This window comes from Edaphovirga cremea (genome assembly GCF_003332275.1).
Lineage (GTDB): Bacteria > Pseudomonadota > Gammaproteobacteria > Enterobacterales > Enterobacteriaceae > Edaphovirga > Edaphovirga cremea.
In genome coordinates this window covers 278,251-304,273 of record NZ_QOVA01000005.1, presented here as the reverse complement: position 1 = coordinate 304,273, position 26,023 = coordinate 278,251, and the positions used below count along the sequence as shown (strand labels likewise).

Sequence of the window (26,023 nt, the reverse complement as noted above, 5' to 3'; positions counted from 1 at the left end):
CCGTTTCGTCTTCTGAAAACGGCGCATCTGGCATTTTGCCTTGCGTTGTAACAAATTGAAATTTAAGTAATGAGGCTTCAAAATGATACCTGTCGTCGCGCTGGTCGGGCGCCCGAATGTGGGTAAATCCACCTTATTTAACCGTTTGACTCACACGCGTGATGCGTTAGTGGCGGATTTCCCCGGGCTGACGCGTGACCGCAAGTATGGTCGTGCAGAAATTGAAGGAAATGAATTCATCATCATCGATACTGGCGGTATTGATGGGACGGAAGATGGCGTAGAAACGCGCATGGCGGGCCAGTCTCTGGTCGCTATCGAAGAAGCGGACATCGTGTTGTTCATGGTTGATGCCCGCGCTGGCCTGATGCCTGCCGATGAAGGTATTGCCAAACATTTGCGCAGCCGTCAAAAAGCGACATTTCTGGTTGCCAATAAAACAGACGGCATGGATCCAGACACTGCCACCGCTGATTTCTACTCTCTCGGTCTGGGCGAAGTCTATGCTATCGCTGCGTCTCACGGTCGCGGTGTCACGCAACTGATCGAGCACGTTCTGATACCGTTCATCGGTGTTGAAGAGCCGGAAGCTGAATTGACCGAAGAGCAGGCCAACGCAGCGTACTGGGCGGATTTGCAGGAAGAAGAGGACGAAGCGGCTGAGGCTGAGCAGGCTGAAGACGATTTCGATCCCGAATCCCTGCCTATCAAACTGGCGATTGTTGGTCGGCCAAACGTAGGTAAGTCAACGCTTACCAACCGCATTCTTGGTGAAGAGCGTGTCGTGGTATATGACATGCCGGGCACCACCCGCGACAGCATCTATATTCCGATGGTACGCGACGAGCGCGAGTATGTGCTGATCGATACGGCGGGCGTGCGCAAGCGCGGAAAAGTGACTGAAACCGTGGAGAAATTCTCGGTAATCAAGACGTTGCAGGCGATTGAAGATTCCAACGTTGTGCTGCTGGTCATCGATGCGCGTGAAGGCATTTCGGATCAGGATCTGTCGCTGTTGGGCTTTATCCTCAATAGTGGGCGCTCACTGGTGATTGTGGTCAACAAGTGGGATGGCCTGACGGTGGAAGTGAAAGATCAGGTGAAAGAGATGCTGGATATGCGTCTTGGTTTCATCGACTTCGCCCGCATCCACTTTATCTCTGCACTGCACGGCAGCGGCGTAGGTAATCTGTTTGAGTCAGTCAACGAAGCATACCGCTGTTCTACCAAGCGTGTGAGTACGTCCTTACTGACCCGTATCATGCAAATGGCCGCAGACGATCACCAGCCTCCGCTGGTGCGTGGTCGTCGTGTGAAACTGAAATATGCCCATGCCGGTGGCTACAATCCGCCTATCGTGGTGATTCACGGTAATCAGGTTCAGGATCTGCCAGATTCCTATAAGCGCTATCTGATGAACTACTATCGTCGTTCGCTTGAAGTTATGGGAACGCCGATACGTATTCAGTTCAAAGAGGGCGATAACCCGTTTGCGGGCAAACGCAATACGTTGACGCCAAACCAGATGCGTAAGCGTAAGCGCTTGATGTCACATCTGAAAAAGAGCAAGTAACGACCACGGGGTGCATGAAAATGCATCCCGATTCATTTGGCAGGGCTAGCGCCTTCTCTGGGAGAATCACCATGACTGCATTATGTCCCGTTTGCCAGCAACCGATGAGTTGGGTAAGTGGCCACTTCCACTGTGACGCATGCGCATCAGACTATCAGCAACTGGCGCTCTGCCCGGACTGCGGCAAACCGTTGCAGGAGCTGAAAGCCTGCGGCGCGGTAGATTATATTTGTCAGCACGGGCACGGAATGATTTCGAAAAAACGGGTGCAATTCAGCTATTTGCCGTTATGAATTTTTGCCGTTATCAACTTCTACCGTTATCAACTTCAGTCTGGCTGACCGTCGCCATCCAAATCGCCACGTTTCCATAATCTGACCAAATCCGTGGGCGCATCCGATTCTGGGACCAATAATACGATCCCTGCGTAGTGTGGTTCGCTGGCAAAAGACTGTTCACTCGCGTAGTGAATTTCCAGCCGGAAGTAGCGCTGATCGCCTCGGCCAACCGAGCAGGCTTGCCCCTGCTCTTCGGCATAGGGCAGGGTTTCATTGATCACAGTGCAAATGCGTCTGCGCTGATGGTCATCCAGATTTGCCATCTCAATTCTGCGCTGCCCTGCCAGTTTGGGGATAAATGCCACGCCGCCTTCCCGCGCCAGTTCAATGACGGCATCGGGATCAAGAGACGAGATCGGTTTCATTATTTCACTCCTACCTGCTGCCAGGCTTGTTGCACCGCCTGCGCGACGGCGCTATCAAAGCGCTTTTCCGCATGCTTAACGGTGAATTTTGCAAAGGTGGCAAAGTCGGCATCCTGCGGCAGTTGGCGATCGCAAAGGGTGTCATACCAAATATATCCCGCACGTTCCCAGGCATAGCCGCCCAGTTTGGTTGCCGCCAGATAAAATGCGCGGTTGGGGATACCTGAATTCAAATGCACGCCGCCGTTATCATCTTTGGTCTGAATATAACCGTCCATGCTGGCGGGTTGCGGATCTTTGCCGAGAATCGGATCGTCATAAGCCGTACCGGGTTGCGACATGGAGCGCAGACCCTTTCCCTGGATTCCTTTGGCTAAAAGCCCTTCACCAATGATCCAGTCCGCTTGTTTGGCGGTGTGTTGCAGATGGAACTGCTTAACCATAGAGCCGAAGACATCTGATAACGACTCGTTCAGGGCTCCGGCCTGTTGAAAGTAGATTAACCCTGCTTCATTTTCCGTGACACCGTGGGTCAGTTCATGGCCAACGACATCAATGGCAATCGTAAAGCGGTTAAAGATCTCCCCGTCGCCATCACCAAATACCATCTGTTGACCATTCCAAAATGCGTTCTGATACTCACGATCGTAATGAACGCTTCCCGTGAGGACCAGTCCGTGATTATCCAGGGAATTGCGTTCGAACGCCTGCCAGAAAAAATCGTAGGTTACACCGAGATAGTCATAGGCTTCATCGACAGCGACATCGTGGTTGCTGGGCTTTCCCTCTTTTCTGACTGATTTTCCCGGCAGTGCTGTTCCTTGTTGGGCATCGTAGATATCCCGTTCAACGTGTCCGGCGCGCGCCTTTTTCTGGTCAGCGGATTTTTTGTAGGGTTCAGCCAGCAGTGTTTTGACGTGATTGAGCGTGAGCAGGGCGCAGTTACGCTGCGGTTCTGAACCATGCTCAATGATACGACGCAAGATGTAGGGCGGGATAACGCTACGAATAGGTGAATGTGAACCATGACGCATGCCGAATCTCCTTATGAAAGATGTCGTTGGTAAGGTAATTCCCCAGATTCATAAAAGGGTGGTGCTCACTATTTTGTTATTATCCGACAAACTGTTATCCACTAAGCTGTTATTCACTAAACTGTTATTCACTAAGTATAGTCCCAAGTTTGGTGCTCCAAGCCGCAAGACTATTAATGAGAGTTTTCTGAAGTCACTCTTCTGTAGGCAGCCGATCATAGATCCCGTGGCTGTGGGTTCTCAGCGCTGGTGCCACCCGATTCAGGCTGATTTTCTTGACGGAGTCCCGCACCACCAATTTCCCGTGCAGCAAAATTTTACAGAAGGGCGCATCAGGACGCAGAATTCGTCGTTGCAGTAATTGGATCGCTTCGAGCCCTAATTCGTCACGCGGAACATGCACCGCGGTCAGCGCGACATCATGGATTTCGGCCAGATTAAAGCCGTCAGTACTCATGACTGAAACATCAGTCGGTACGGACAATCCATGTTTTTTCAAGGCATTGACCACGCCAACGGCCATAAAATCTCCGCCAGCAAGAATGGTGTCTGGCAAATCCGCCAGGGAAGGGAGGTGGTCAATATATTCAGTGATGGCCTGTTCTGCTTCTTGCGCGCCAAATCCCGAGGTCACGATCAGATGTCGCTGCGCATCGAATGCCAGATTATGGTCGGCGAGGGCTTCTTTAATGCCAGTAAGTCGCAATTCCATGGTACTGCGTCGCAGGCACTGTAACGCCAGAATCTGTCGGTGACCTTGTTCAATCAAGTAATGCACAGAGGACGCGCCGATCGAGTGATGATCTGGCGAGACGCTGTCCAGGCGCATATTTTTATCGTGGCAATTGATTAGCACGCAGGGTTTGGAGAAATCAGCAGCCAAGGTATGCACATGGGGATCGTCGATGCCGATTATCAGTGCGGCTTCGGTGAGTGGATCAGAGAGCTTCTCCATAAACAAATTGATGTCGCTGTCGTTTTCCTCCAATGCACAATGACGGACTCGAACTTCATACTGCCCAACCGCCTGAATGATCCCTTGGATAACCCTATAGTAAAAGATATCGGTACGGACATCGAACGCCCGCGCTGGAGCGAATATCATGATGTTATTCAGCATCAAACGCCCCGCGGAGAGATTTTCGAATATTCCCTTTTCCTGCGCGCAGGCCAAAACCCGCGCTTTTGCACTCGCACTGGTATTGGCTTTTCCCGCCAAAACCCGCGAAACAGTACTGATAGACAGGCCAGTTTGGTCAGCAATTTGTTGGATTTTTAACTTTCCGTTCATTCTGTGATCGCCTTCAAATTTGAAAATGAAAAAATTTTCATGAGTCAGAATGCCAGTACCAGCGGCTTTTATCCCGCACTTTGCTGCTTATTTGTTCGGTCTATGAAAAAGTTTTCAAAAAATGCCATTTCTCTTCCAAAATAAGCTGGTTACCCTCTTCTGGTCAACCAATTAAAAAATCTATTAGTCCAATTTGGAAAAAGAGTGATAGCAATAAAAAAGATTTATTTCAATTGGTTATGTTTTTTCTTTCTTTACAAGACGAACTTTTTAAATAAAAGACAAGCGTGAAAACGCTACCCTAACAGGAATTCGCCCGGTCTGGCCAATATGCTGGACCAATGTGCGAGGAGAGAGTCATGAGCATTGAAATTAACCAACCTGCAGCCCATTCGGGTAGAAGGAAAATGAAGGCACTGCGCTGGTGGATGCTGGCATTATTTCTGCTTGGCGTGACAGTAAACTACATTACGCGTAACTCACTGGGTATTTTGGCACCGGAACTAAAAACCAGCCTGAATATGACGACCGAGCAGTATTCGTGGATAGTCGCATCTTTCCAATTGGCTTACACCGTATTCCAACCTCTGTGCGGGTGGTTGATTGACGTCATTGGTCTGAAATTGGGCTTTATGATCTGTGCCACCGTTTGGGCCGTTGTCTGCATGATGCATGCGGGTGCAGGCAGCTGGTTGCAACTGGCCGTACTGCGTTTCTTCATGGGGGCAGGCGAAGCGGCCGCCACACCGGCCAACGCCAAAGCAATCTCGGACTGGTTTCCACGTAAGGAGCGTCCGGTGGCGGCTGGTTGGGCAGGGGTGGGTTTCTCGATAGGCGCGATGCTCGCACCGCCGATTATCGTGGTCGCACATGTCTCCTTTGGTTGGCAGGGCGCTTTCCTGTTCTCCGGCGGGTTGGCAATGGTATGGGTGGTTTTGTGGTGGCTGTTTTACCATTCCCCGGAAGATCACCCCAATCTGAGTAAAGACGAACTGGCCTTCATTCGTTCGGACAATGAGCCACAACAGACCCGTCTGCCTTTCCTGAAATCGCTGTCCATTCTCAGTAAAAACAAGAAATTCTACGGTATTGCGATCCCGGCATTTTTGGCCGAACCCGCGTGGGCGGTTTTCAGCTTCTGGGTGCCGCTCTATCTGGCGACTGAACGTGGAATGGATCTTAAACAGATCGCCATGTTTGCCTGGTTGCCGTTCCTGGCGGCGGATATCGGCAGCGTTGCCAGTGGCTATTTAACCACGCTGTATCGCAAGTGGTTCGGCTGCACCCGCGTCAACTCCATCGTTGCCAGCTCCGTGACCGGTGCTTTCATGATGGTGTCACTGGCGTTTGTGGCAATCACCAAAGATCCTTTCCTGGCGATTGCGCTGATGTCTATCGGTGGTTTTGGTCATCAGGTTATTTCCTGCATGTTGAGCGCGCTGGTTGTTGAGTCCTTTGACAAGAGTCAGGTGGCGACGGTGAACGGTTTGCGTGGCTCTTCAGCCTGGATCGCCAGTTTCCTGTTCTCGCTGCTGATCGGCGCAGTATCCGACACGATCGGTTTCAATCCTCTCTTTATTGCCATGGGCTTTTTCGACCTGATCGGGGCCGTATTCCTTATTGCGCTGATTGCTGAGCGCGGCAAAAAGAAAACTTCAGCGGCGTAAAGTTTTTGCGCCAGAGATAAAAGATAGGCTGTCTATGAAAACGTTAAAAAAGTGGTCTTTAGTTAATCAGAATGAAAGTAGTATTGAATTACGGGTAGAAGATCGACATCTTTTTTGCCTGTATGTGCTTGAAGATTCGCTGTTTCGTGTACTGATCAAACGTGATGGGGAGTTGGCACTTAACCGTACCTGGACAATTGCGCCGCAGCAGGATGTGCCCTGGGAAGGGCGCGATCGCCTGAATCTGGACGGGTTTAGCTTGCCGGGCTTTACGCTTGAGCAGCAGGATGAAAGTTTAAGGATTGCCACCAATCGCCTGCGGGTGACGATTCATCAACCGCTGTGGCTGGAGTGGGAACACTGCAACGTTGCCGGTGAATGGTTGCCGCTGGCGGAAGATCGTCATACTGGCGCTTATCTGCTCAATGCCCATGGTGACGGGGTGGCGCACTACCAGCGGCGTCATGCGGATCAGCAAGTCTATGGCCTGGGCGAGAAAGCCGGGGATCTCAACCGTGCCGGGCGACGTTTTGAAATGCGTAATCTGGATGCAATGGGGTACAACGCCGCCAGCACCGATCCGCTCTATAAGCATATTCCGTTTACGATTACCCGGCGCGAAGGGGTCAGTTTCGGTCTGTTCTATGACAATCTGAGCAGTTGCTGGCTAGATCTCGGCAATGAACTGGATAACTATCATTTGCCGTATCGCCGTTATCAGGCCGAGGCGGGCGATCTCGATTATTACCTATTCCTCGGCCCGCAGGTGCTGGATGTCACCAAAGCCTTTGTCCGTTTGACCGGCAAAACGGCGTTCGGCCCCAAATGGAGCCTGGGCTACAGTGGTTCCACCATGCATTACACCGATGCCGAGAACGCGCAGGAACAGTTGCAGCAATTTATTACGCTGTGCCAGCAACATGATATTGCCTGCGATTCCTTCCAGCTTTCATCGGGGTATACGTCGATTGGCAATAAACGTTACGTCTTCAACTGGAACTACGACAAAGTCCCGCAGCCACAGGTGTTGTCGCAGGCATTCCATGACGCCGGATTAAAACTGGCCGCCAATATCAAACCGTGTCTGTTGCAGGATCATCCAAAATATCAGGAAGTTGCCAGCAAAGGGCTGTTTATTCGCGACTCTGAAAGCGATCTACCAGAACGCTCGGTATTTTGGGACGATGAAGGTTCACACCTGGATTTCACCAATCCGGAAACGATTCGTTGGTGGCAGGACAATGTCACTGAGCAGTTGTTGAAGAAAGGGATCGATTCGACCTGGAACGACAACAATGAATATGAAGTCTGGGACGGTGAAGCACGCTGCCATGGCTTTGGTCAGCCGATCGCCATTAAGCATATCCGGCCAGTGATGCCATTGCTGATGATGCGCGCATCCCTCGAAGCGCAACAGCGTTTTGCCCCGACGCTGCGGCCTTATCTGATCTCCCGCTCTGGCTGCGCGGGGATGCAACGTTATGTGCAGACCTGGAGTGGCGATAACCGCACCAACTGGCAGACGCTGCGCTATAACATCCGCATGGGAGTAGGTATGAGCCTTTCTGGTTTGTATAACCTGGGCCATGACGTCGGCGGTTTTGCAGGCGACCGTCCTGATGCCGAGCTGTTTGTGCGCTGGGTACAGAATGGTGTAATGCATCCACGTTTTACCATTCACTCCTGGAATGACGATCGCACCGTCAACGAGCCGTGGATGTACCCGAGCGTAACGGGTTTGATCCGTGAAGCGATCAATCTGCGTTATCGCTTAATGCCATATCTGTACACGCTGCTTTGGCAGGCCAGTTCTGACGATGAACCTATGCTGCGGCCGACTTTCCTGGATCACGAACAGGACCCGCGTACCTTTGAAGAGAACGATGACTTCATGTTGGGTCGCGATCTGCTGGTAGCCAGCGTCGTGGAGCCGGGGCAGAGTCGCCGGAGCGTTTACCTGCCAGAAAATGGTGTCGGTTGGTACTGTTTTTACAGTGGCGTCTGGTTCGCAGGTGGACAAACAATAGAACTCGACGCACCGCTGGATCGCTTGCCGCTGCTGGTTCGTGCGGGCGCAGGAATCCCCCTGTCATCACGTTTGGCGCATGTGGATGTTAACGCCGATGATTGCCGTGAATTGCGTCTATTCCCGACCCAAGGTAACGGCGAGTCAACAGGTTTATTGTTCGAGGACGACGGTGAAACGACGGCCTGGCAGCAGGGAAATGCACTGTGGTTACGCTGGAATTGCCAGACTGACAGCCAGCACATTGCCTTGACTATTGAGCTGGAGGGCGCGTTCAAACCAGTATGGCAGGAATTGCAGATAACATTGCCGGAAGGGGAAAGCCGTACCCTGACGATCAATGGCGTCAGCACCTCGGTTTTCGCTATCTAGAACGGGGTAATAAGATTGAGGCTGGCGCGCGGTTTCGTTTATGTTGACGAAAGAGGTGCGCCAGCTTTTTTCTATTTACATCAGATAACTGCATTTCTTCAATTAAATAGCCGCGTCTATTTGCAACATAACCACGTCATCTGGTCGTGGTTATTTTTTGACGGCTCGCTTGCGTACCGGTTTGACCAGCGTGACATCCGTGACTTCACTTTCGATCCAACCATCGGCCAGGCGGGTTTTCAGCTTATCACCGGGTTGCGTCTGCGCCGCTTTTTTCAGCAATGCGCCTTGCGGGGTGGTCGTAACGCTATATCCACGCGCCAGCGTTGCCAACGGACTGACGGCTTCCAACTGCGTACAGGCGGTACCGAAACGCTGTTTACTCTCACTCAATTGCCTGGTCAGCGCCTGTTGTAAACGGTATTGCAACTGCTGAACACGCTGTTGCGTGCGATGAATGCGCGGCTGCGGTTGCTGCTGTGAAAGGCGCTGTTGCAGCCGTTCTGCCCGGCGCATCAGCAACCGCAGACGGGTTTGCATCGCTTCGTCCAGACGGCGGCGTAACTTGAATAACGCGGTTTGCTGGCGTGCCAGACGCAAATGCGGATGCTGCTGTTGCAGGCGGTGATTAAGTTGGGTGAACTGGCGGGTGCGCTGGGCGAGATAATAGTCCATCGCCATTTCCAGCCGTTGCTGCTGCGCCTGAATCTGGCGTAGCAGTTCCAACTGATTGCGGCTGACCAATTCTGCCGCCGCAGACGGCGTTGGCGCGCGTAAGTCCGCCACAAAATCGGCGATCGTCACGTCTGTTTCATGACCGACCGCACTGACAATCGGGATCTGACTGGCAAAAATAGCCCGCGCCACCCGCTCGTCGTTAAAGCTCCATAAATCTTCCAGCGAACCCCCGCCGCGCCCGACGATTAACACATCGCACTCTGCGCGCTGGTTAGCCAGTTCAATGGCGCGAACAATCTGCATCGGCGCTTCGGCACCCTGTACCGGCGTGGGATAAATCACCACGGGCAATGACGGGTCACGGCGTTTGAGTACCTGCAAAACGTCATGCAAGGCGGCACCGGTTGCTGAGGTGATCACGCCAAGCTGTTTGGCCGGGGAGGGTAAGGGTTGCTTATGAATTTGATCAAATAGCCCTTCAACCAGAAGGCGCTCTTTCAACTGCTCGAACTGCTGTTGCAGCAGACCATCACCCGCAGGCTGCATACTTTCGGCAATCAGTTGATATTCACCGCGCGGTTCATACAGCGTGATGGTGGCACGCATCAGAATTTGCTGACCATTTTGCGGACGAAACGTCGTGCGGCGATTGGTGTTGCGGAACATTGCGCAACGCACCTGGGCACGATCGTCTTTGAGCGTGAAATACCAATGGCCGGACGAAGGTTGAGAAAAATTGGAGATTTCGCCGGAGAGCCAGATCTGACCCATTTCCATTTCCAGTAGCTGACGCACCGTCTGATTGAGACGGCTGACGGTAAAAATGCCTGGCGAGGAAGGTAGCGACATGTGACCTTGATCAAATTTTAAAACAAGTACTTAATTGATCGATACTACCTTCACCAGAGAGGTAATCAAGTATTTTTTGCAGAAAGTGCTGGAGGCAACCGATTACGCTCTGTATAATGCCGCGGCAATATTCTTTTCCGCATCCACCCTGGTGAGATATTGCCCATGCTACGTATCACTAAAGAAGCTCTGACGTTTGACGACGTTCTCCTCGTTCCCGCTCACTCCACAGTTCTGCCCAATACTGCAGATCTCAGTACCCAACTGACGGCCAAAATTCGTCTCAATATCCCGATGCTGTCCGCAGCGATGGATACGGTTACCGAAGCAGGTCTGGCCATCGCATTGGCTCAGGAAGGCGGATTGGGGTTCATCCACAAAAATATGTCCATTGAGCGTCAGGCTGAAGAAGTCAGCCGCGTGAAGAAGCATGAAAGCGGCGTCGTTACCGATCCGCAAACGGTCACTCCCGCCACCACCCTACGTCAGGTTAAAGAACTGACTGCCCGTAACGGTTTTGCTGGTTACCCGGTTGTTACTGAAGAGAATGAGCTGGTGGGTATCATCACTGGCCGTGACGTTCGCTTCGTAACGGATCTGGAACAGCCGGTCACCGCGGTCATGACGCCGAAAGAGCGCCTGGTTACGGTAAAAGAGGGCGAAGCCCGCGAAGTCGTCTTGCAGAAAATGCATGAAAAACGCGTTGAAAAAGCGCTGGTCGTGGACAACAGTTTCCATCTGCTGGGCATGATTACCGTAAAAGATTTCCAAAAAGCAGAACGTAAACCGAATGCCTGTAAAGACGAGCATGGACGTCTTCGTGTCGGTGCCGCAGTGGGCGCGGGCCCGGGCAATGAAGAGCGCGTCGATGCGCTGGTTGCGGCAGGCGTTGATATTCTGCTGATCGACTCCTCACACGGCCATTCCGAAGGCGTGCTGCAACGCATCCGCGAAACCCGCGCCAAATATCCTGACCTGCAAATCATTGGCGGTAACGTCGCCACCGCAACCGGGGCGAAAGCGCTGGCCGATGCCGGCGTCAGCGCAGTCAAAGTCGGTATCGGTCCTGGCTCAATCTGTACTACCCGTATCGTCACTGGCGTGGGTGTTCCACAAATCACTGCGGTTTCTGACGCGGTTGAAGCGCTGGAAGGCACCGGTATTCCGGTTATCGCCGATGGCGGCATCCGTTTCTCTGGTGATATCGCCAAAGCCATCGCGGCAGGCGCGTCGTGCGTCATGGTCGGTTCAATGCTGGCGGGTACCGAAGAATCCCCTGGTGAAATCGAACTGTACCAGGGCCGTTCTTTCAAATCCTACCGTGGCATGGGCTCTCTGGGCGCGATGTCCAAAGGCTCTTCTGACCGCTATTTCCAGAGCGATAACGCCGCCGACAAACTGGTACCGGAAGGTATCGAAGGGCGCGTTGCCTACAAAGGCCGCCTGAAAGAGATCGTTCATCAGCAAATGGGCGGCCTGCGCTCCTGTATGGGGCTGACCGGTTGCGCTACAATCGACGACCTGCGTACCAAAGCTGAGTTTGTTCGTATCAGCGGCGCAGGTATTCAGGAAAGCCACGTGCACGATGTGACAATCACCAAAGAGTCACCGAACTACCGCATGGGTTCCTGATTCAGCAATTGCCATTGGCGTATTGATAATGTCCGCTGCCCGTATTCGTCTGTAATATTGACGGTGCAGATATGCAGTGGGCTTTTCCCCTTACACGGGCAGTGCCACGGTAATTTTTGATAATTTTTTGTTTTTTCTATTTTATTGCTTTCTGGAAAACGCCCCTCATGAGCGAAAATATTCATAAGCACCGCATCCTGATCCTTGATTTCGGTTCCCAATACACCCAACTGGTTGCACGCCGCGTGCGTGAACTCGGTGTCTACTGTGAACTGTGGGCATGGGACGTCACTGAAGCGCAGATTCGTGACTTCAATCCGAACGGCATCATCCTCTCTGGCGGCCCGGAAAGTACCACCGAGCAGGACAGTCCGCGTGCGCCGGATTACGTCTTCGAAGCCGGTGTTCCGGTCTTTGGCGTTTGCTACGGCATGCAGACCATGGCGATGCAGTTGGGCGGCCACGTTCAGGGCTCAACCGAGCGTGAGTTTGGTTATGCGCAGGTCGAGGTTGTCAAGGACAGCGCGTTGATTCGCGGCATCGAAGATTCTATCAGCCCGATCGGCAAACCGCTGTTGGACGTTTGGATGAGCCATGGCGACAAAGTTACCGCCATTCCGTCTGATTTCGTCACCGTCGCCAGCACCGAGACCTGTCCGTTTGCCATCATGGCGAACGAAGAGAAAAAATTCTATGGCGTGCAGTTCCACCCGGAAGTGACGCATACCCGTCAGGGACTGCGTTTGCTTGAGCGTTTCGTGATCGATATTTGTCAATGTGAAGCGTTGTGGACGCCAGCCAAGATCATCGAAGATGCGGTTGAACGCCTGCGCATCCAGATCGGCGACGATCGGGTGATTCTGGGGCTGTCTGGCGGTGTCGATTCTTCCGTGACCGCCATGCTGCTGCATCGCGCCATTGGCGAACGCCTGACTTGCGTATTCGTGGATAACGGCCTGCTGCGCCTGCATGAAGCCGATCAGGTGCTGGAAATGTTCGGCGATCATTTTGGTCTGAATATTGTTCACGTCGCCGCTGAAGAGCGCTTCCTCTCTGCCCTGAAAGGCATTGACGAACCTGAAGCCAAACGTAAAACCATCGGTCGCGTCTTTGTTGAAGTCTTTGATGAAGAAGCCTGCAAGCAGGAAGAAGTGAAGTGGCTGGCTCAGGGTACGATTTACCCTGACGTCATCGAATCCGCGGCTTCCGCTACCGGTAAAGCGCATGTGATCAAGTCGCATCACAACGTGGGTGGCTTGCCGAAAGAGATGAAACTGGGTCTGGTTGAACCGCTGAAAGAGCTGTTCAAAGATGAAGTGCGCAAAATCGGCCTTGAGCTGGGCTTGCCTTACGACATGCTTTATCGCCACCCCTTCCCAGGTCCAGGTCTGGGCGTGCGCGTTCTTGGCGAAGTGAAGAAAGAGTACTGTGATTTGCTGCGCCGCGCCGACGCCATCTTCATTGAAGAGCTGCACAAAGCCGATCTGTACAACAAGGTCAGCCAGGCATTCACCGTCTTCCTGCCGGTTCGTTCGGTCGGCGTGATGGGCGATGGCCGCAAGTACGACTGGGTTGTTTCCCTGCGTGCGGTAGAAACCATTGATTTCATGACGGCGCATTGGGCGCACCTGCCTTATGATTTCCTCGGCCGCGTGTCCAACCGCATCATCAACGAAGTCGACGGCATTTCCCGCGTGGTTTACGACATTTCCGGTAAACCGCCTGCTACGATTGAGTGGGAGTGAGTTTTAGCTGTTCAGCTACTAATCATTTTTAATCAGTTATCCGCATAAAGCCTCTACTTCTCGGGGCTTTTTTTTTTGATTTTACTCATCAGAAAACTGAAAGCGGCTTCAAGAACGGCTATGGAAACCACTGCTATTATTGATACTGCTGTTGTTGCAAACACGAAAAAGGTCAGTTCCTCCATGTCCCAATGATCCCCGAAGTCGAACCCCATCTTAAAACGATAGAAATCTACAACTGTATCGGTCAGCATATAATCATAATGCGCCAGAGTGGCATTTATGGGTGTCAGCAGATAAAAGATTCCAATAAATAGCGCTATTCTTATTGCTATCCCCAAGCACTTAAATAGCAATGCACGATGCATTCATCTTCCCCATAACTTCAATTTCCCCGTATGTTTTTAATTTAATTATCGGTATTAGTGAGGTGTGATCGCGGAGTAGGTCAAAGTCAGCTTATGAATAATCGGTACAGACATTTTAAAATCCTTTTTGCATCCTGAAGGTGAGCTCACCATACGACCGAGTATTCCCTCATCCTTAAATACAGATCTTTTCAATGCAGAAACCAACTGACTACCTAGTATCGTTTTCGCGTAAAAAACCCATTTTGGTATCAAAATCGTTGCACCGATAGCGTTTTAAATTCTCCCATGGTATCGTTTTCGAGTGGTTTTACGATTTCAGTATCGTTTTAGCGGTTCAGATAAAGGATTCGTGTCATATGCTGGTTGGCTTCAAGGTACTAGAGCGTCTTTACGGCATCTCGCTGGCACAACCGCTGCGCGTCGAGTCGATGCTGGGTTCAGTGCGTGTCCACCGCGAGGAGGGAGGGCGCTTAGAAAACCATTACCCGGCCAGCTATAGACCAGCGGATGATTTCGCCGGGCATTTCGAGTTCGGGCTTAAATATGAAGAGTTCCATATGGAGTTCTTTGCTCGCCTGTTTGCCGCTGTTGGGCCTGAGCCTGTTGAAACGTGGTGTCAACGCGAGCCTTTTGGTCAATACGCGCGCCGTGCAGGTTTCCTGTACGAGTGGTTGACGGGGCAGCGGTTAAGCGTGCCCGACTTGACCAACGGCAAATATATTGATGCTATTTCCAGTAAAGATTACCTGACTCGGGTTGAGCCGCTGCGCGAACGACGCTGGCGTATCAACAATAATTTGCCGGGGACCGCTGACTTCTGTCCTATTATTCGCCGTACTGCGGCGGTTCAGGACGTTCTGCGCTTCGATCCAGCCGCGGCGCTGGCTGAACTAGGTAGAGAGTTTGGCACCGATGTGCTGATGCGCACGGCCAGTTGGCTGACGTTCAAGGAGTCTCGCGCGAGCTTTCTAATCGAAAAGGAGGCCGATCAATCCGACCGCATCCAGCGTTTTGCGCACGTCATCGCCCAATACTGCGGTCATATCGAAGACCCACTGAGTAGCGAAAGTTTACACACTTTGCAGGCGGGTATTTTGGGGCGCGACGCCATGGGGTTGGGCTTGCGGCGCTCGCCTGTATTCGTGGGGCAGGCAACTATGCGCGAAAATATCGTTCATTATATTGCACCTCACTATGAAGCGGTGGAGCAAATGCTGGAAGGTCTCAAAGCCTTTGAGATTGCAACACGAGGTGCCGAACCGGTGGCACGCGCTGCGGCATTGGCTTTCGCCTTTGTCTACATCCATCCGATGAGAGACGGCAATGGCCGTATCCACCGTTTCCTGATCAATGACATTCTGGTGCGAGACAAGGCGGTGCCTGACGGCGTTATTTTGCCGGTGTCGGCCACCATTACCAGCTCCACAGAATTCAGGGCGGGCTATGATCGCACGCTCGAGGTATTTTCGCGTCCCTTCATGCGGCGCTATGCCACGGCTTACCGCTTCGGTGAAGTGGTGACCTGTGAGGATGGCACCCGCAGTAATTTCGTTTTCGATGACTACGATGATGCAAGTTTCGCTTGGCGCTATCCGGATCTGACGGAGCATGTGCTGTATACCGCGCGGGTGATTGAACATACGATCCGCCATCAGATGGTGGCCGAGGCGAGAGTATTGGCAACTTTCCAGCTCGCGCAAGAGCGCATCAAGGAAGTCATTGAGATGCCAAGTCAGGATGCGAACCGGATCATTCGTTCAATCAAGGAAAACGGCTGGCGCGTGTCTGGCAAGCTTAAGGCAGAGTATCCGCGTCTGGAAGATGAACTCACGGCGCGGCGAGTTGTGGAAGCCGTGCAGTCTGCTTTTGAGGGGAGTGACGGCAAGCCTGTCAGGTCTTGAGACCCCCGCCGAACACGCCTCCAAACCCGCCGTAAAGCGAGATGAATTCGTATTCAGCGTGCTGTTTTTTCTAGTGATTTTCATGCTGTAGATAACGCGAAGGCCATATCTCAGCAGGGTGAACGCCTAACTCCTCAGCGATCAGCCTTTCCCCTTTTGGCCAGTGTCGCGTCAGGGTATTTGCCAACGTTGATGACGCCAGCCCTGCTTTTCGTGAGGTGGCCGCCAGTGTTGTTCCCCGCTTCCTTAAACCGGCAATAATATCAGCCTGATGCCAGTCTGCTCTTGTTTCCTGTTCCGCCGACATAACCAAATTCTCCTTTGCCTGGGATAAATTCTGCCATGCCGAAATTATGGGTAAAGTTAACGTGTCAGACCACGGACTATGAGTCACATTGGCTGAAAAATTTGGGTAGAAAAAAGAGAATGTGCTCAAACGATAAACAGCCACTTACCCCACCCATCAATTCCCTGTAAACTGGCCGGATAGATTTTGACCAACTCTTTATGGGAAAAATTGGGTCATTGATCTCCATTCCTTTTTCTTTCTTTTTAGTGGATTACCTAGCGCATGACGTACCTCAAAGTGTTGAGTCTTGCTTTTCTTTGTGTACTGCTTTTGTCATTTTGGCAGAGTTGGGCGCAGTCAACGCGAAATGGGGAAGCCTTGAGTGGACAGAGCTGGTCGACGGCGCGGCGCGATTCTGCCGGTATTGCGCCAAATCCCGCCAAGATTCGAAATATCGCCATCATCCAGGTTTATGCCGCACACACCTACGGCTGGCGCGGTCTGGTGGCGATCCATCCCTGGATCATTTTCAAGAAGGCGGGGGAAACCCAATACCGTCGTTACGAAGTGGTCAGTTGGGGCAGCAATGATGTGGTACGCCGCAATTATACAAATCCCGATGGATTCTGGTTTGGCTCGAAGCCAAAGCTCTTGGTGGAACACCGTGGCGCAGAGGCTGAAGCCATGATCCCGCAAATTGAAGCGGCGATTAAAAGTTATCCCTGGCCGCATACCTATCACGCCTGGCCGGGGCCAAACAGTAATACGTTTATCGCGCATATTGGTCGGGAAGTGCCAAAACTCAAACTGGATCTGCCCGCGAATGCCATCGGTAAAGATTACCGGCCAATAACGCGTCCGGTGGGTTTACCGCCGTCTGGCCGGGGCTTGCAGGTATCCCTGCTGGGCGTTCTCGCTGTAACTGTGGGTGTAGAGGAGGGAATTGAGGCCAATGTTCTGGGGATGAATATTGGCGTCGATGTTAATCCTCCGGCCCTGCGTCTGCCGTTTATTGGCCGACTGGGCTATGACAAAATAAAAAACGAAAACTGATCTTCTTCTGTTGAGGGGAGGAAAGGGCGTTTCCGCGATGATCCGCTACGCATTTTCCATCTCCTCACTTTCTATCTCCTCACTACAACCTATTTTGCCAGTTGATTGCATGTGTCTAAAAATGTGATTCAAATCACTTTTTACTTGCCCCTCCCTTTTGTCATGTATAACCTTGACGCTTCTTTACATGTTGACCAAACGTTTAACAGGCGCCGCTAAAAAATAAACATACTGGCGCAAATAAGACACATCATTGCTGGTGTGCAAAAAACGTTTCAGGCGAGCACTATTTCGTCGAACCCGTGTCCGTCGTAACTCGTGGCGCAAAAGGTTGAGTTTGTGACCTTTGCGTGAGTCAACATCATGCGCCAGTTTTGCTCTTGATGGAGAAAAGCAATGTTAGTTATCCCCCCTTCGGTACCCCGGGTCAGCGGAGTATCGCGACGTCGTCTGCTTGGCTATCTCGGCGTCGGATTGGTCAGCAGCCTGATGAGTCCTATCCCGCTGAAAGCCTTTGCCGCCGAAAATTCCTCTTCCGCCGCCGATCTGGAAAAATTCCTGCTGGTGTCCCGTGGCTTAACCGGTAAGCGCTATCTCAATCCACAAATTGGTGAGCGCCTGTTCGCCCTGCTGGTCAAAAGAGAAGCCAATTTCATGCAACAACTCGCGGCACTGCAACCCCTGCCCGCCGGTGCTCCGGCTTCCTGGCCACAGGCACAACAGGATATTGCCCGCCAGATTCTGCAAAGCTGGTATCTCGGAAAAGTCGGTGAGGGTGCCGACGCCGGCGTGGTCAGCTATGAAAAAGCGCTGATGTTTGATGCCGTGTCTGACGTATTGGTCATTCGCTCTTATTGTCCGAACCGTCCCGGATACTGGGCTTCCCGCCCGGACGTCGCGCTTTAATTCTGGAGAAAAAAATCATGGCAGACACACTGACAGCCGACGTTGTGGTTGTAGGATCCGGCGTTGCCGGTGGTTTGGTCGCGCATCAATTGGCACTGGCCGGTAAATCCGTATTGATCCTCGAAGCGGGTCCGCGTCTATCGCGTTGGGAAATCGTCGAGAATTTCCGTAATCAGTCTGATAAATCAGACAATATGAAACCGTACCCCTCGACCGAGTATGCACCGCACCCTGAATTTAATCCGCCGAACAACTATCTGATTCAAAAAGGAAAGCATCCTTACGATGTCCAGTACATCCGCGCCGTGGGAGGAACGACCTGGCACTGGGCGGCATCGGCATGGCGCTTTCTACCCAATGATTTCAAACTCAAAAGCCAATATGGCGTAGGGCGCGACTGGCCGATCGGCTACGATCAACTGGAAACCTGGTACCAGCGTGCAGAAGAGGAGTTGGGCGTGTGGGGGCCCGGCGATGAAGAACTCGGATCGCCGCGCAGCAAACCCTATCCGATGGCACCTCTGCCGCTGTCCTGGAACGAGCAGCGCATTAAAAGTGTGTTGAATCAGAATGGCTACTACGTGGTGACTGAACCGGTCGCACGCAACAGCCGCCCTTATGACGATCGTCCGACCTGCTGCGGTAACAATAACTGTATGCCGATCTGCCCGATTGGTGCGATGTACAACGGTATTACACACGTAGAAAAAGCCGAGAAAGCGGGCGCAGTGTTACGACCGCAGGCCGTGGTCTATAAACTCGAAGTCAATGACAAACAGCAGATTACTGCGGCGCTCTTCAAGGATGCCGAGGGTAACGAGCATCGCGCGGAGGGCAAATATTTCGTGCTGGCGGCGAACGGCATTGAGATCCCGAAACTCATGCTGATGTCGACGAATGACAAAAATCCCAATGGTGTCGGCAATAGCTCCGATATGGTCGGGCGCAACCTGATGGATCACCCCGGCACCGCTGTCAGTTTCTACGCCAGCGAAGCATTGTGGCCAGGGCGCGGTCCGCAGGAGATGACGTCGATGGTTGGGTTCCGTGACGGGGCATTCCGCTCAGAGTATGCCGCCAAGAAAATCCATCTCTCCAATTTGTCGCGCACTGATGAAGTGACGATCAATCTTCTCAAGCAGGGTGATTTACAGCTTGGGCCACAACTGGACGCGCAAATCCGCGATCGTGCTGCGCGTTATGTCCGTTTTGACAGTTTTCATGAAATCCTGCCTCACGTTGAGAACCGCATCGTACCGAGTAAAACCGAGAAAGATGCCTTGGGGATCCCCAAACCAGAATTTTACTATGCCATGGATGAGTACGTGCTCAAGAGCGCGAAGCATACCCAGGAAGTTTATGCGGATGCGGCAAAACTGATGGGCGGCAGCGAAATCAAATTCTATAACGATTTCGCCAACAACAATCACATCACCGGAACCACCATCATGGGCAGCGATCCTAAAGATTCCGTGGTGGATGGCGATTGCCGGACCCACGATCACCACAATCTGTTTATCGCCAGCAGCGGCGTGATGCCTACGGTGGGATCGGTCAACTGTACGTTAACCATTGCGGCACTGGCATTGCGTATTGCCGACACGTTGAAGGCGGAGGTGTAAAATGAACAAATTGACACTGAGCCTGCTTTCGGCGTTAAGTCTGTGTAGCATCGCGGCACAGGCGCAAGAGGGTACCGATCTCATCAAGCGCGGTGAATACCTGACGCAAGCCGCCGATTGCGTGGCGTGTCACACCACCAAACAGGGCAAACCTTTTGCAGGTGGATTGGCATTCAAAACGCCGATGGGAACCCTCTATTCACCCAATATTACTGCCGATAAAGAGACGGGCATTGGCAATTGGACAGACGAAGAATTTATTCGTGCGCTGCATGAAGGCAAGGGTAAAGAGGGCGAGCATCTGTATCCCGCTTTTCCCTATACTTCCTACACCCTGTTGAATGACGATGATATCAGGGCGATTAAAGCCTATATCTTCAGTTTGCCGACCGTGCATCAACCGAACCGCGAAAACGACATGCCGTTCCCGTTTAATCAACGCTGGGGAATGTGGTTCTGGAATCTGGTGAACTTTGAAGGCAAGCGCTTTGAGCCGGACCCGGCGAAAGACGCTGAATGGAATCGCGGTGCCTATTATGTTGAAGCGTTAGGACACTGCGGTGAATGCCATACGCCACGTAACATCACGATGGGTATGAAAGACAGTAAACCTTATGCGGGTAGCGAGATTGATGGCTGGACGGCGTTCAATATCACCTCGGATAAACATGCTGGTATCGGCAGTTGGAGCCAGGATCAGATTGTCGAGTATCTGCGCTCGGGTCATATCAACGGCAAAGCGCAAGCGGCAGGTCCGATGGCAGAAGTGATCGAAAACAGCACGCGGCACCTGACGGACGCCGATTTACGCGCAATGGCAAAATATCTGCAAAGTCTCAAACCACTTAACCCAGATAATGAAACCAAAAGCCGTTCCGATTTCGGGCAGGCCACGGCAAGCGTTGACGCTATCCGCGGTCTGCCTTTCAAAGCGGACAACACGGCTGATGGCGCACGTCTGTACCTCGGGAATTGTGCCACCTGCCACAGTTTCAGCGGTGGGGGAACTGCAGATGGTTATTATCCGTCTTTGATCAAAAACAGCGTGGTCGGCGCGACTGCACCCAACAACATGATTAACGTCATCCTGCACGGTGTATCGCGCAGAACCAACGAGGGTGATGTATTTATGCCAGGTTTTGCAGACACATTGAGCGACGAACAGATTGCCACTCTGAGTAACTATCTTCTGCAACAATTTGGTCAGAAGTCGCTCAACGTCAAGGTCAATGACGTAAAAGAGTTGCGCGAGAAATAATCCCTCGTTGAAGCCTTTGGAGGGCGCCAAGTGCGCCCTTATTTTTTGGTTCTGGCAAGATGCATCAGGCAGTAGTCGCCTTCAACGCCCTGATCTTCAGTGACTACTTCCCAGCCGTGTTTTTTGTAGAACGCGAGTGCGTGCTGGTTACGACTCAGGCATTTCAACGATCCCGTTGAGGTAAACGTCGCCTCGGTGGCACGCAATAGCGCACTACCCACACCTTGTCCCTGAGCGTCAGGATCGACAAACAGGCTGTGCAGAAAATTTTCCTGGGTAAAAATTGACGCAAACCCCAGGATCTTCCCCGCACTCTCAGCAACCAATACTGTTTCACCCCTCGTCACACGGTCAAAGTCTTCCAGTCGCCACTCTCTTGCATCGAGCCAAGTCCACATGGCCTTGCGGGATGCCAAAAATAAAGTACGTAAAAATGGACGATCGCTTTCAGTATATTTCCTTACCACCATCTAATTCTCCAGTATCAATGCAGGTTTTTCATCCTTATGCCATGAGTATAGTTCGCTATTGACCGTAAAATAAAGAGGACTTTATGACCATGCGGTTATAAGTAGTAAGTGTCTTTCAGTAGTTTTTATGGGGTTTATATTTTTGGATGGAAAAAATACAATAATAATCACTGTAAGCTTTCGTTTACGTTACGTATATAGATATAGTTACAAAGGGTGTGAAAATGTCGCCTTTTTTGTCTGTTTTATTAAGAAATCGGGTGTTTAATGAGAATAATCCTAATTCACTCAATAAACGATTATGTTTTTTTTGATAAAACAAGATTTAGGTGGGCTTTGTACAAATAGATAAAGACTTTTTTTCCGCTTAGGGCAGGAAATTCAATATAATCATAAGTGTTGTAGATGTATTCCAACTACATGCGCTCTCTTTAAAAATTTTATTATCATAAGTTCATTGTTAATGTCACGCTTTAATGATGGTCCTTTTTTGCACCTGATCGGGATCAAAAAAAGACCGCCAACAAAGTAGGACTTGAGACAGTCTCTGTAGACTATGTATTAACAAAAAGGGAGTTAAAATGGGAATCTTCTTGTCTAAAAAAATGAAATATTTCATTAAATTAGCTGAAAGTCGCAATATGTCTGATGCGGCAGAGCGACTATTCATTACTCGCTCCCCACTAGGAAAAATCATAGCCAGTCTGGAGCAGGACATGGGTGGAGAACTGTTTTACCGCGACAGGAATGCAGTAAAGCTCACAGCATTAGGGGTTAAATTGTATGATAAACTTTATCCGATCTATCAGAAAATGCTCAGTGTTGAGGGTGAATTCATCACGGATAAAGTTAAAATAGAGGTCGTTTTTGATGAGGGTTATCCAACTTTTCTTAAGAATTCGGTCGTTATGTCGCTCTCTTCTTACAACATCAAATTTACCGAAGCACTGAATGATGTTATTGATTTTAATGATAACTCTATATTGCTCTCAACAGAGAAACTCGTGCGGCCTGGAAAAGTGCTCTGCTATGAGCGACCCAGTACAGAATTGATTGCAGTGACCAAAAAACCTAAGGCGGCAACAGAGCCTGGTACAGATATAATTGTACGTTGTCTTCAAAACGTTACTGAGAATACAGTATTTTTTAATGAGTTACTTTCTCAGCAGGGGAGGCAAGGCAGTTATTCTGCCGCAGAAATATTGTTTGAATACAAAGCAGACGAAATAATTCGGTCTATGGAAAGGGAAGGAACAATGGCCATTATCACATCAAAATGCTGGGATCAATTCCCAGACGAAAAATATTTGAAGGAAAAAATTGATGGCGCAGTAATAGCAGATTATCTGTACGTTACCGATAATAAAAAAAATGAGAAGTTCATGAAGACGTTGGCACACATACTATCCAATAAAAATGAAAACAAGATCCTTCAATTACGACACACTTAATGCTAAGACTCCTTCTTACTCAGTAATACGTAATTTAATAAATTAATTAGTGAGTTGTGTCAAAGATACCTCTCCCACTTTGCGTTATTTTAACGCAATCATGCCCGATGGCTCCAGGATAGTGTCGGGCGTCTTCGAAAGCCGAGTCGCAGTTTATGTATGAGTTTAATCTGATTCTTTTGTTGTTGCAGCAGATGTGTGTATATCTGGTGATCGCCTATTTATTGAGTAAAACACCGCTATTTATACCCCTAATGCAAGTAACTGTGCGTTTACCGCACAAACTGCTTTGTTATCTCATATTTTCTATATTCTGTATTATGGGTACTTACTTTGGGTTACATATTCAAGACTCTATTGCCAATACCCGTGCAATTGGTGCCGTATTGGGCGGGTTATTAGGTGGCCCGGTGGTGGGAATGCTGGTGGGGTTAACTGGCGGTTTGCATCGTTATTCCCTCGGTGGCATGACGGCACTGAGCTGCATGATATCCACGGTAGTAGAGGGGTTACTTGGGGGACTGGTGCACCGCATGCTGATAAAACGCGGGCGCATAGATCGTTTGCTCAATCCTTTTACTGTCGCAGGCGTTACGCTGGTGGCTGAAATACTGCAGATGGGTATCATACTGCTCGTCGCGCGTCCCTTTCAGGAGGCATTGCATCTGGTTAAAAGTATTGCCGCGCCGATGATTGTGACGAACAGTATCGGTGCTGCCATGTTTATGCGCATTCTTCTGGATCGCCGCGCGATGTTTGAAAAATACACGTCAGCTTTTTCAGCGCGAGCTTTGAAAATCGCGGTGTGTACCGAAGGTTTTTTGCGGCAAGGTTTTAATCAGGAAAATAGCATGCGGGTGGCGCAAGTTATTTATCAGGAGCTGGATATCGGCGCTGTCGCCATTACCGATCGCGAAAAACTCTTGGCTTTCATTGGATTAGGTGATGATCACCACCTTCCCGGCACGGCAATTTCATCTCGGCACTCCCGGCGGGCCATCGACAATAATGAGGTGGTGTATGCCGATGGCAATGAAGTTCCCTATCAGTGTTCACTGCATCGCGGTTGTAAATTGGGATCGACCCTGGTTATTCCGTTGCGCGGGGAAAATCAGACTGTCATCGGTACGATAAAATTGTATGAGGCCAAAAATCGGTTATTCAGCTCGATTAATCGCACGTTCGGTGAAGGTATAGCGAGCCTGCTTTCCGCACAAATCCTTGCCGGGCAATATGAGCGACAACAGCAATTGCTGACGCAGTCAGAAATCAAATTGCTGCATGCCCAGGTCAATCCGCACTTCCTTTTTAATGCTCTTAACACATTGGTGGCCGTGATTCGCCGTGATAGCGAACATGCCGGGCAATTGGTGCAATCCCTTTCGACTTTTTTCAGAAAAAATCTGAAACGACCGGAAGAGGAAGTCACGCTGGCGGACGAAATAGAGCATGTCGATGCCTATCTGCAAATAGAGAAGGCGCGTTTTCACGATCGCTTGCAAATCCATTTCGACTTACCCGATGTGCTTCTTGCGGTGCGATTACCTGCTTTTTCACTGCAACCCATCGTGGAAAATGCCATAAAGCATGGCACATCCCATTTGCTGGGCAAGGGGGTCATCACTCTGCGCGCAGAGCAGTATAACGACAAGTTGTACCTGAGCGTGGAGGATAATGCGGGTCTTTACCGTATGGCCCCAGGCGGTTCCGGATTGGGCATGAATCTGGTCGACAAGCGTATACGCATTAGATACGGCGATGAATATGGGATTGATGTGGAATTTCAACCTAATGAATTTACACGTATTATCCTCTGCCTGCCGCTTATGGGGAGAGAGCCATGTTAACTGTTTTAATCGTCGATGATGAACCGCTGGCGCGTGAAAATCTGCGGTGTTTACTCGAACAGGATCCGCACGTCTCAATCCTCGGCGAATGCGCCAACGCGGTAGAGGCCATCGGTGCCGTTCATCGCCTGCATCCCGATGTCATTTTCCTGGATATTCAGATGCCACGTATCACCGGTCTCGAAATGCTCGGGATGCTTGATCCAGAACAAATGCCCTATATCGTTTTCCTTACGGCGTTTGATGAGTATGCGATCAAGGCATTTGAAGAGAATGCTTTCGATTATCTGCTCAAACCCATTGAGTCCCAACGTTTGGCTAAAACGCTGCGCCGCCTCCACGATAATCGTCCTGAGCAGAATATTGCCTCATTGAAAGAAAAAGAGGCAGTCCTGAAATATGTTCCTTGCACCGGACACAGTCGTATCTATTTATTGAGTACCGATGATGTCATGTTTGCCAGTTCGCGTTTGAGTGGCGTTTACGTCACGCGAGCGGATGGTATGGAGTGTTTTACTGAACTGACGTTGAAAACGTTGGAGAGCAGAACGCCGCTGGTGCGTTGCCACCGTCAATTTCTGATCAACATGGCGCATCTACGCGAGATTCGGCTTGAAGAGAGTGGCCAGGCAGAGATCGAACTCAGCAATGGACAGTCTGTGCCTGTGAGCCGGCGGTATCTCAAGTCGCTCAAGGAGATGCTGGGTTTGAAAGGATAGTGGGACTGATATTCAGCGCCTCTGATAACATTTTACCGGGTCTATAAGGCGATCTATCGCGCCAGCAATCAGTTTGATGAAAGAGTTCATCAGGTTCTTCTGTTCTTGCAGCAGATATTGGGTTTCTATGGCAACAGACAACGTACCGACCAATGCCTTAATCAACTGTATTTTTTCACCCTCGGGCTCGGCACTTTGTTCGTAAGGGTGGAGTAATAACAAGAAACCCAGAAGCTGATTATCATAGGTCTGCATGGGGACGGCGACATAATGCAGCGGAAGATCAGATTGAAATAAGTCATGCAGTTGGGTCGGGATATTGTTTTTATCAAATACTCCTGCAACCGTGTTGCCTTTCAGTATCTGCCAAAAATGGCTGGGGTCATTTTGATCTGCGGGCAGTGAGGATATATCTGATAGGGGAATATTTTGCTCATTCCAGCGGATAGCCGTGGGTGTAAATGGCGACAGCAGTAAGATAGGCGGCGGGTGTGGCAATCACCAGGCTGTATTGATTGACATGGTCATTGATGCCCACAACAGAACCGAACCAGTTTTGTTCTTAA

22 protein-coding genes are annotated in these 26,023 nt (G+C 50.8%); 14 read left to right on the top strand and 8 right to left on the bottom strand.

The window, feature by feature from the left end; genetic code table 11:
* Positions 1-82 precede the first annotated feature (82 nt).
* Entirely contained in the window at positions 83-1,573 is a 1,491-nt protein-coding gene (der, locus tag DRI82_RS10075) for a ribosome biogenesis GTPase Der (RefSeq protein ID WP_114193355.1), read from the top strand.
* Positions 1,574-1,644: 71 nt separating this feature from the next.
* Positions 1,645-1,866 (top strand): zinc ribbon domain-containing protein, encoded by a 222-nt coding sequence (locus DRI82_RS10070; RefSeq protein WP_114193354.1) that lies wholly within the window; start codon positions 1,645-1,647, stop codon positions 1,864-1,866.
* Between the two features lie 35 nt (positions 1,867-1,901).
* Here DRI82_RS10070 and DRI82_RS10065 read toward each other — a convergent pair whose 3' ends face one another.
* From DRI82_RS10065 to DRI82_RS10055, 3 genes are all read right to left on the bottom strand, one after another.
* Positions 1,902-2,276, bottom strand: a complete 375-nt coding sequence (locus DRI82_RS10065; RefSeq protein ID WP_114193353.1) for a protealysin inhibitor emfourin — start codon at positions 2,274-2,276, stop codon at positions 1,902-1,904.
* Entirely contained in the window at positions 2,276-3,310 is a 1,035-nt protein-coding gene (locus DRI82_RS10060) for a M4 family metallopeptidase (RefSeq protein ID WP_114193352.1), read from the bottom strand. The genes DRI82_RS10065 and DRI82_RS10060 overlap by 1 nt, the downstream gene beginning before the upstream one ends.
* Before the next feature lie 193 nt (positions 3,311-3,503).
* Positions 3,504-4,601 (bottom strand): LacI family DNA-binding transcriptional regulator, encoded by a 1,098-nt coding sequence (locus tag DRI82_RS10055; RefSeq protein WP_114193351.1) that lies wholly within the window; start codon positions 4,599-4,601, stop codon positions 3,504-3,506.
* Positions 4,602-4,960: 359 nt separating this feature from the next.
* On the opposite strand from DRI82_RS10055, the gene DRI82_RS10050 reads away from it, so the two are divergent.
* Positions 4,961-6,268, top strand: a complete 1,308-nt coding sequence (locus DRI82_RS10050; RefSeq protein WP_114193350.1) for an MFS transporter — start codon at positions 4,961-4,963, stop codon at positions 6,266-6,268.
* Positions 6,269-6,302: 34 nt separating this feature from the next.
* On the top strand, positions 6,303-8,666 hold the full coding sequence (locus DRI82_RS10045) for a glycoside hydrolase family 31 protein (RefSeq protein ID WP_114193349.1): 2,364 nt from the start codon (positions 6,303-6,305) through the stop codon (positions 8,664-8,666).
* 150 nt (positions 8,667-8,816) lie between these two features.
* Here DRI82_RS10045 and xseA read toward each other — a convergent pair whose 3' ends face one another.
* Positions 8,817-10,193 carry an exodeoxyribonuclease VII large subunit gene (xseA, locus tag DRI82_RS10040; RefSeq protein WP_114193348.1) on the bottom strand — a complete coding sequence of 459 codons (1,377 nt, stop codon included), beginning with the start codon at positions 10,191-10,193 and terminating at the stop codon, positions 8,817-8,819.
* Positions 10,194-10,358: 165 nt separating this feature from the next.
* On the opposite strand from xseA, the gene guaB reads away from it, so the two are divergent.
* Positions 10,359-11,825 carry an IMP dehydrogenase gene (gene guaB, locus DRI82_RS10030; RefSeq protein WP_114193346.1) on the top strand — a complete coding sequence of 489 codons (1,467 nt, stop codon included), beginning with the start codon at positions 10,359-10,361 and terminating at the stop codon, positions 11,823-11,825.
* A 167-nt stretch (positions 11,826-11,992) separates the two neighbouring features.
* Positions 11,993-13,570 carry a glutamine-hydrolyzing GMP synthase gene (gene guaA, locus DRI82_RS10025; RefSeq protein WP_114193345.1) on the top strand — a complete coding sequence of 526 codons (1,578 nt, stop codon included), beginning with the start codon at positions 11,993-11,995 and terminating at the stop codon, positions 13,568-13,570.
* Positions 13,571-13,623: 53 nt separating this feature from the next.
* Here the strand turns inward: guaA and DRI82_RS10020 are convergent, their stop codons facing one another.
* Positions 13,624-13,938, bottom strand: coding sequence for a hypothetical protein (locus DRI82_RS10020; protein WP_114193344.1), 315 nt, complete (start codon positions 13,936-13,938; stop codon positions 13,624-13,626).
* Between the two features lie 560 nt (positions 13,939-14,498).
* Between DRI82_RS10020 and DRI82_RS10015 the strand changes: the two genes are divergently transcribed.
* On the top strand, positions 14,499-15,842 hold the full coding sequence (locus tag DRI82_RS10015; RefSeq protein WP_245956809.1) for a Fic family protein: 1,344 nt from the start codon (positions 14,499-14,501) through the stop codon (positions 15,840-15,842).
* Between the two features lie 70 nt (positions 15,843-15,912).
* Here the strand turns inward: DRI82_RS10015 and DRI82_RS10010 are convergent, their stop codons facing one another.
* Positions 15,913-16,149 carry a helix-turn-helix domain-containing protein gene (locus DRI82_RS10010; RefSeq protein WP_114193342.1) on the bottom strand — a complete coding sequence of 79 codons (237 nt, stop codon included), beginning with the start codon at positions 16,147-16,149 and terminating at the stop codon, positions 15,913-15,915.
* 264 nt (positions 16,150-16,413) lie between these two features.
* Here DRI82_RS10010 and DRI82_RS10005 point away from each other — a divergent pair, with 264 nt between their 5' ends.
* The 4 genes from DRI82_RS10005 (at position 16,414) to DRI82_RS09990 (ending at position 20,970) form a co-directional block, all read left to right on the top strand.
* A complete protein-coding gene (locus DRI82_RS10005) occupies positions 16,414-17,184 on the top strand; it encodes a DUF3750 domain-containing protein (protein ID WP_114193341.1) in 771 nt (256 codons plus the stop codon).
* 396 nt (positions 17,185-17,580) lie between these two features.
* Positions 17,581-18,090 carry a sugar dehydrogenase complex small subunit gene (locus DRI82_RS10000; RefSeq protein ID WP_114193340.1) on the top strand — a complete coding sequence of 170 codons (510 nt, stop codon included), beginning with the start codon at positions 17,581-17,583 and terminating at the stop codon, positions 18,088-18,090.
* Between the two features lie 17 nt (positions 18,091-18,107).
* Entirely contained in the window at positions 18,108-19,712 is a 1,605-nt protein-coding gene (locus tag DRI82_RS09995; protein WP_114193339.1) for a GMC family oxidoreductase, read from the top strand.
* A gap of 1 nt (position 19,713) precedes the next feature.
* Positions 19,714-20,970, top strand: coding sequence for a cytochrome c (locus DRI82_RS09990; RefSeq protein ID WP_114193338.1), 1,257 nt, complete (start codon positions 19,714-19,716; stop codon positions 20,968-20,970).
* Positions 20,971-21,008: 38 nt separating this feature from the next.
* Here DRI82_RS09990 and DRI82_RS09985 read toward each other — a convergent pair whose 3' ends face one another.
* Positions 21,009-21,440, bottom strand: a complete 432-nt coding sequence (locus DRI82_RS09985) for a GNAT family N-acetyltransferase (RefSeq protein WP_114193337.1) — start codon at positions 21,438-21,440, stop codon at positions 21,009-21,011.
* Positions 21,441-22,021: 581 nt separating this feature from the next.
* Between DRI82_RS09985 and DRI82_RS09980 the strand changes: the two genes are divergently transcribed.
* The 3 genes from DRI82_RS09980 (at position 22,022) to btsR (ending at position 25,457) form a co-directional block, all read left to right on the top strand.
* Complete coding sequence (locus DRI82_RS09980; protein ID WP_114193336.1) at positions 22,022-22,891, top strand: helix-turn-helix domain-containing protein; 870 nt, start codon at positions 22,022-22,024, stop codon at positions 22,889-22,891.
* Between the two features lie 155 nt (positions 22,892-23,046).
* Positions 23,047-24,738, top strand: a complete 1,692-nt coding sequence (locus DRI82_RS09975) for a sensor histidine kinase (RefSeq protein ID WP_114193335.1) — start codon at positions 23,047-23,049, stop codon at positions 24,736-24,738.
* Complete coding sequence (gene btsR / locus DRI82_RS09970; protein WP_114193334.1) at positions 24,732-25,457, top strand: two-component system response regulator BtsR; 726 nt, start codon at positions 24,732-24,734, stop codon at positions 25,455-25,457. The genes DRI82_RS09975 and btsR overlap by 7 nt, the downstream gene beginning before the upstream one ends.
* A 12-nt stretch (positions 25,458-25,469) precedes the next feature.
* Here the strand turns inward: btsR and DRI82_RS24745 are convergent, their stop codons facing one another.
* Positions 25,470-25,712, bottom strand: a complete 243-nt coding sequence (locus tag DRI82_RS24745) for a hypothetical protein (RefSeq protein WP_157968047.1) — start codon at positions 25,710-25,712, stop codon at positions 25,470-25,472.
* Positions 25,713-26,023: the final 311 nt, after the last annotated feature.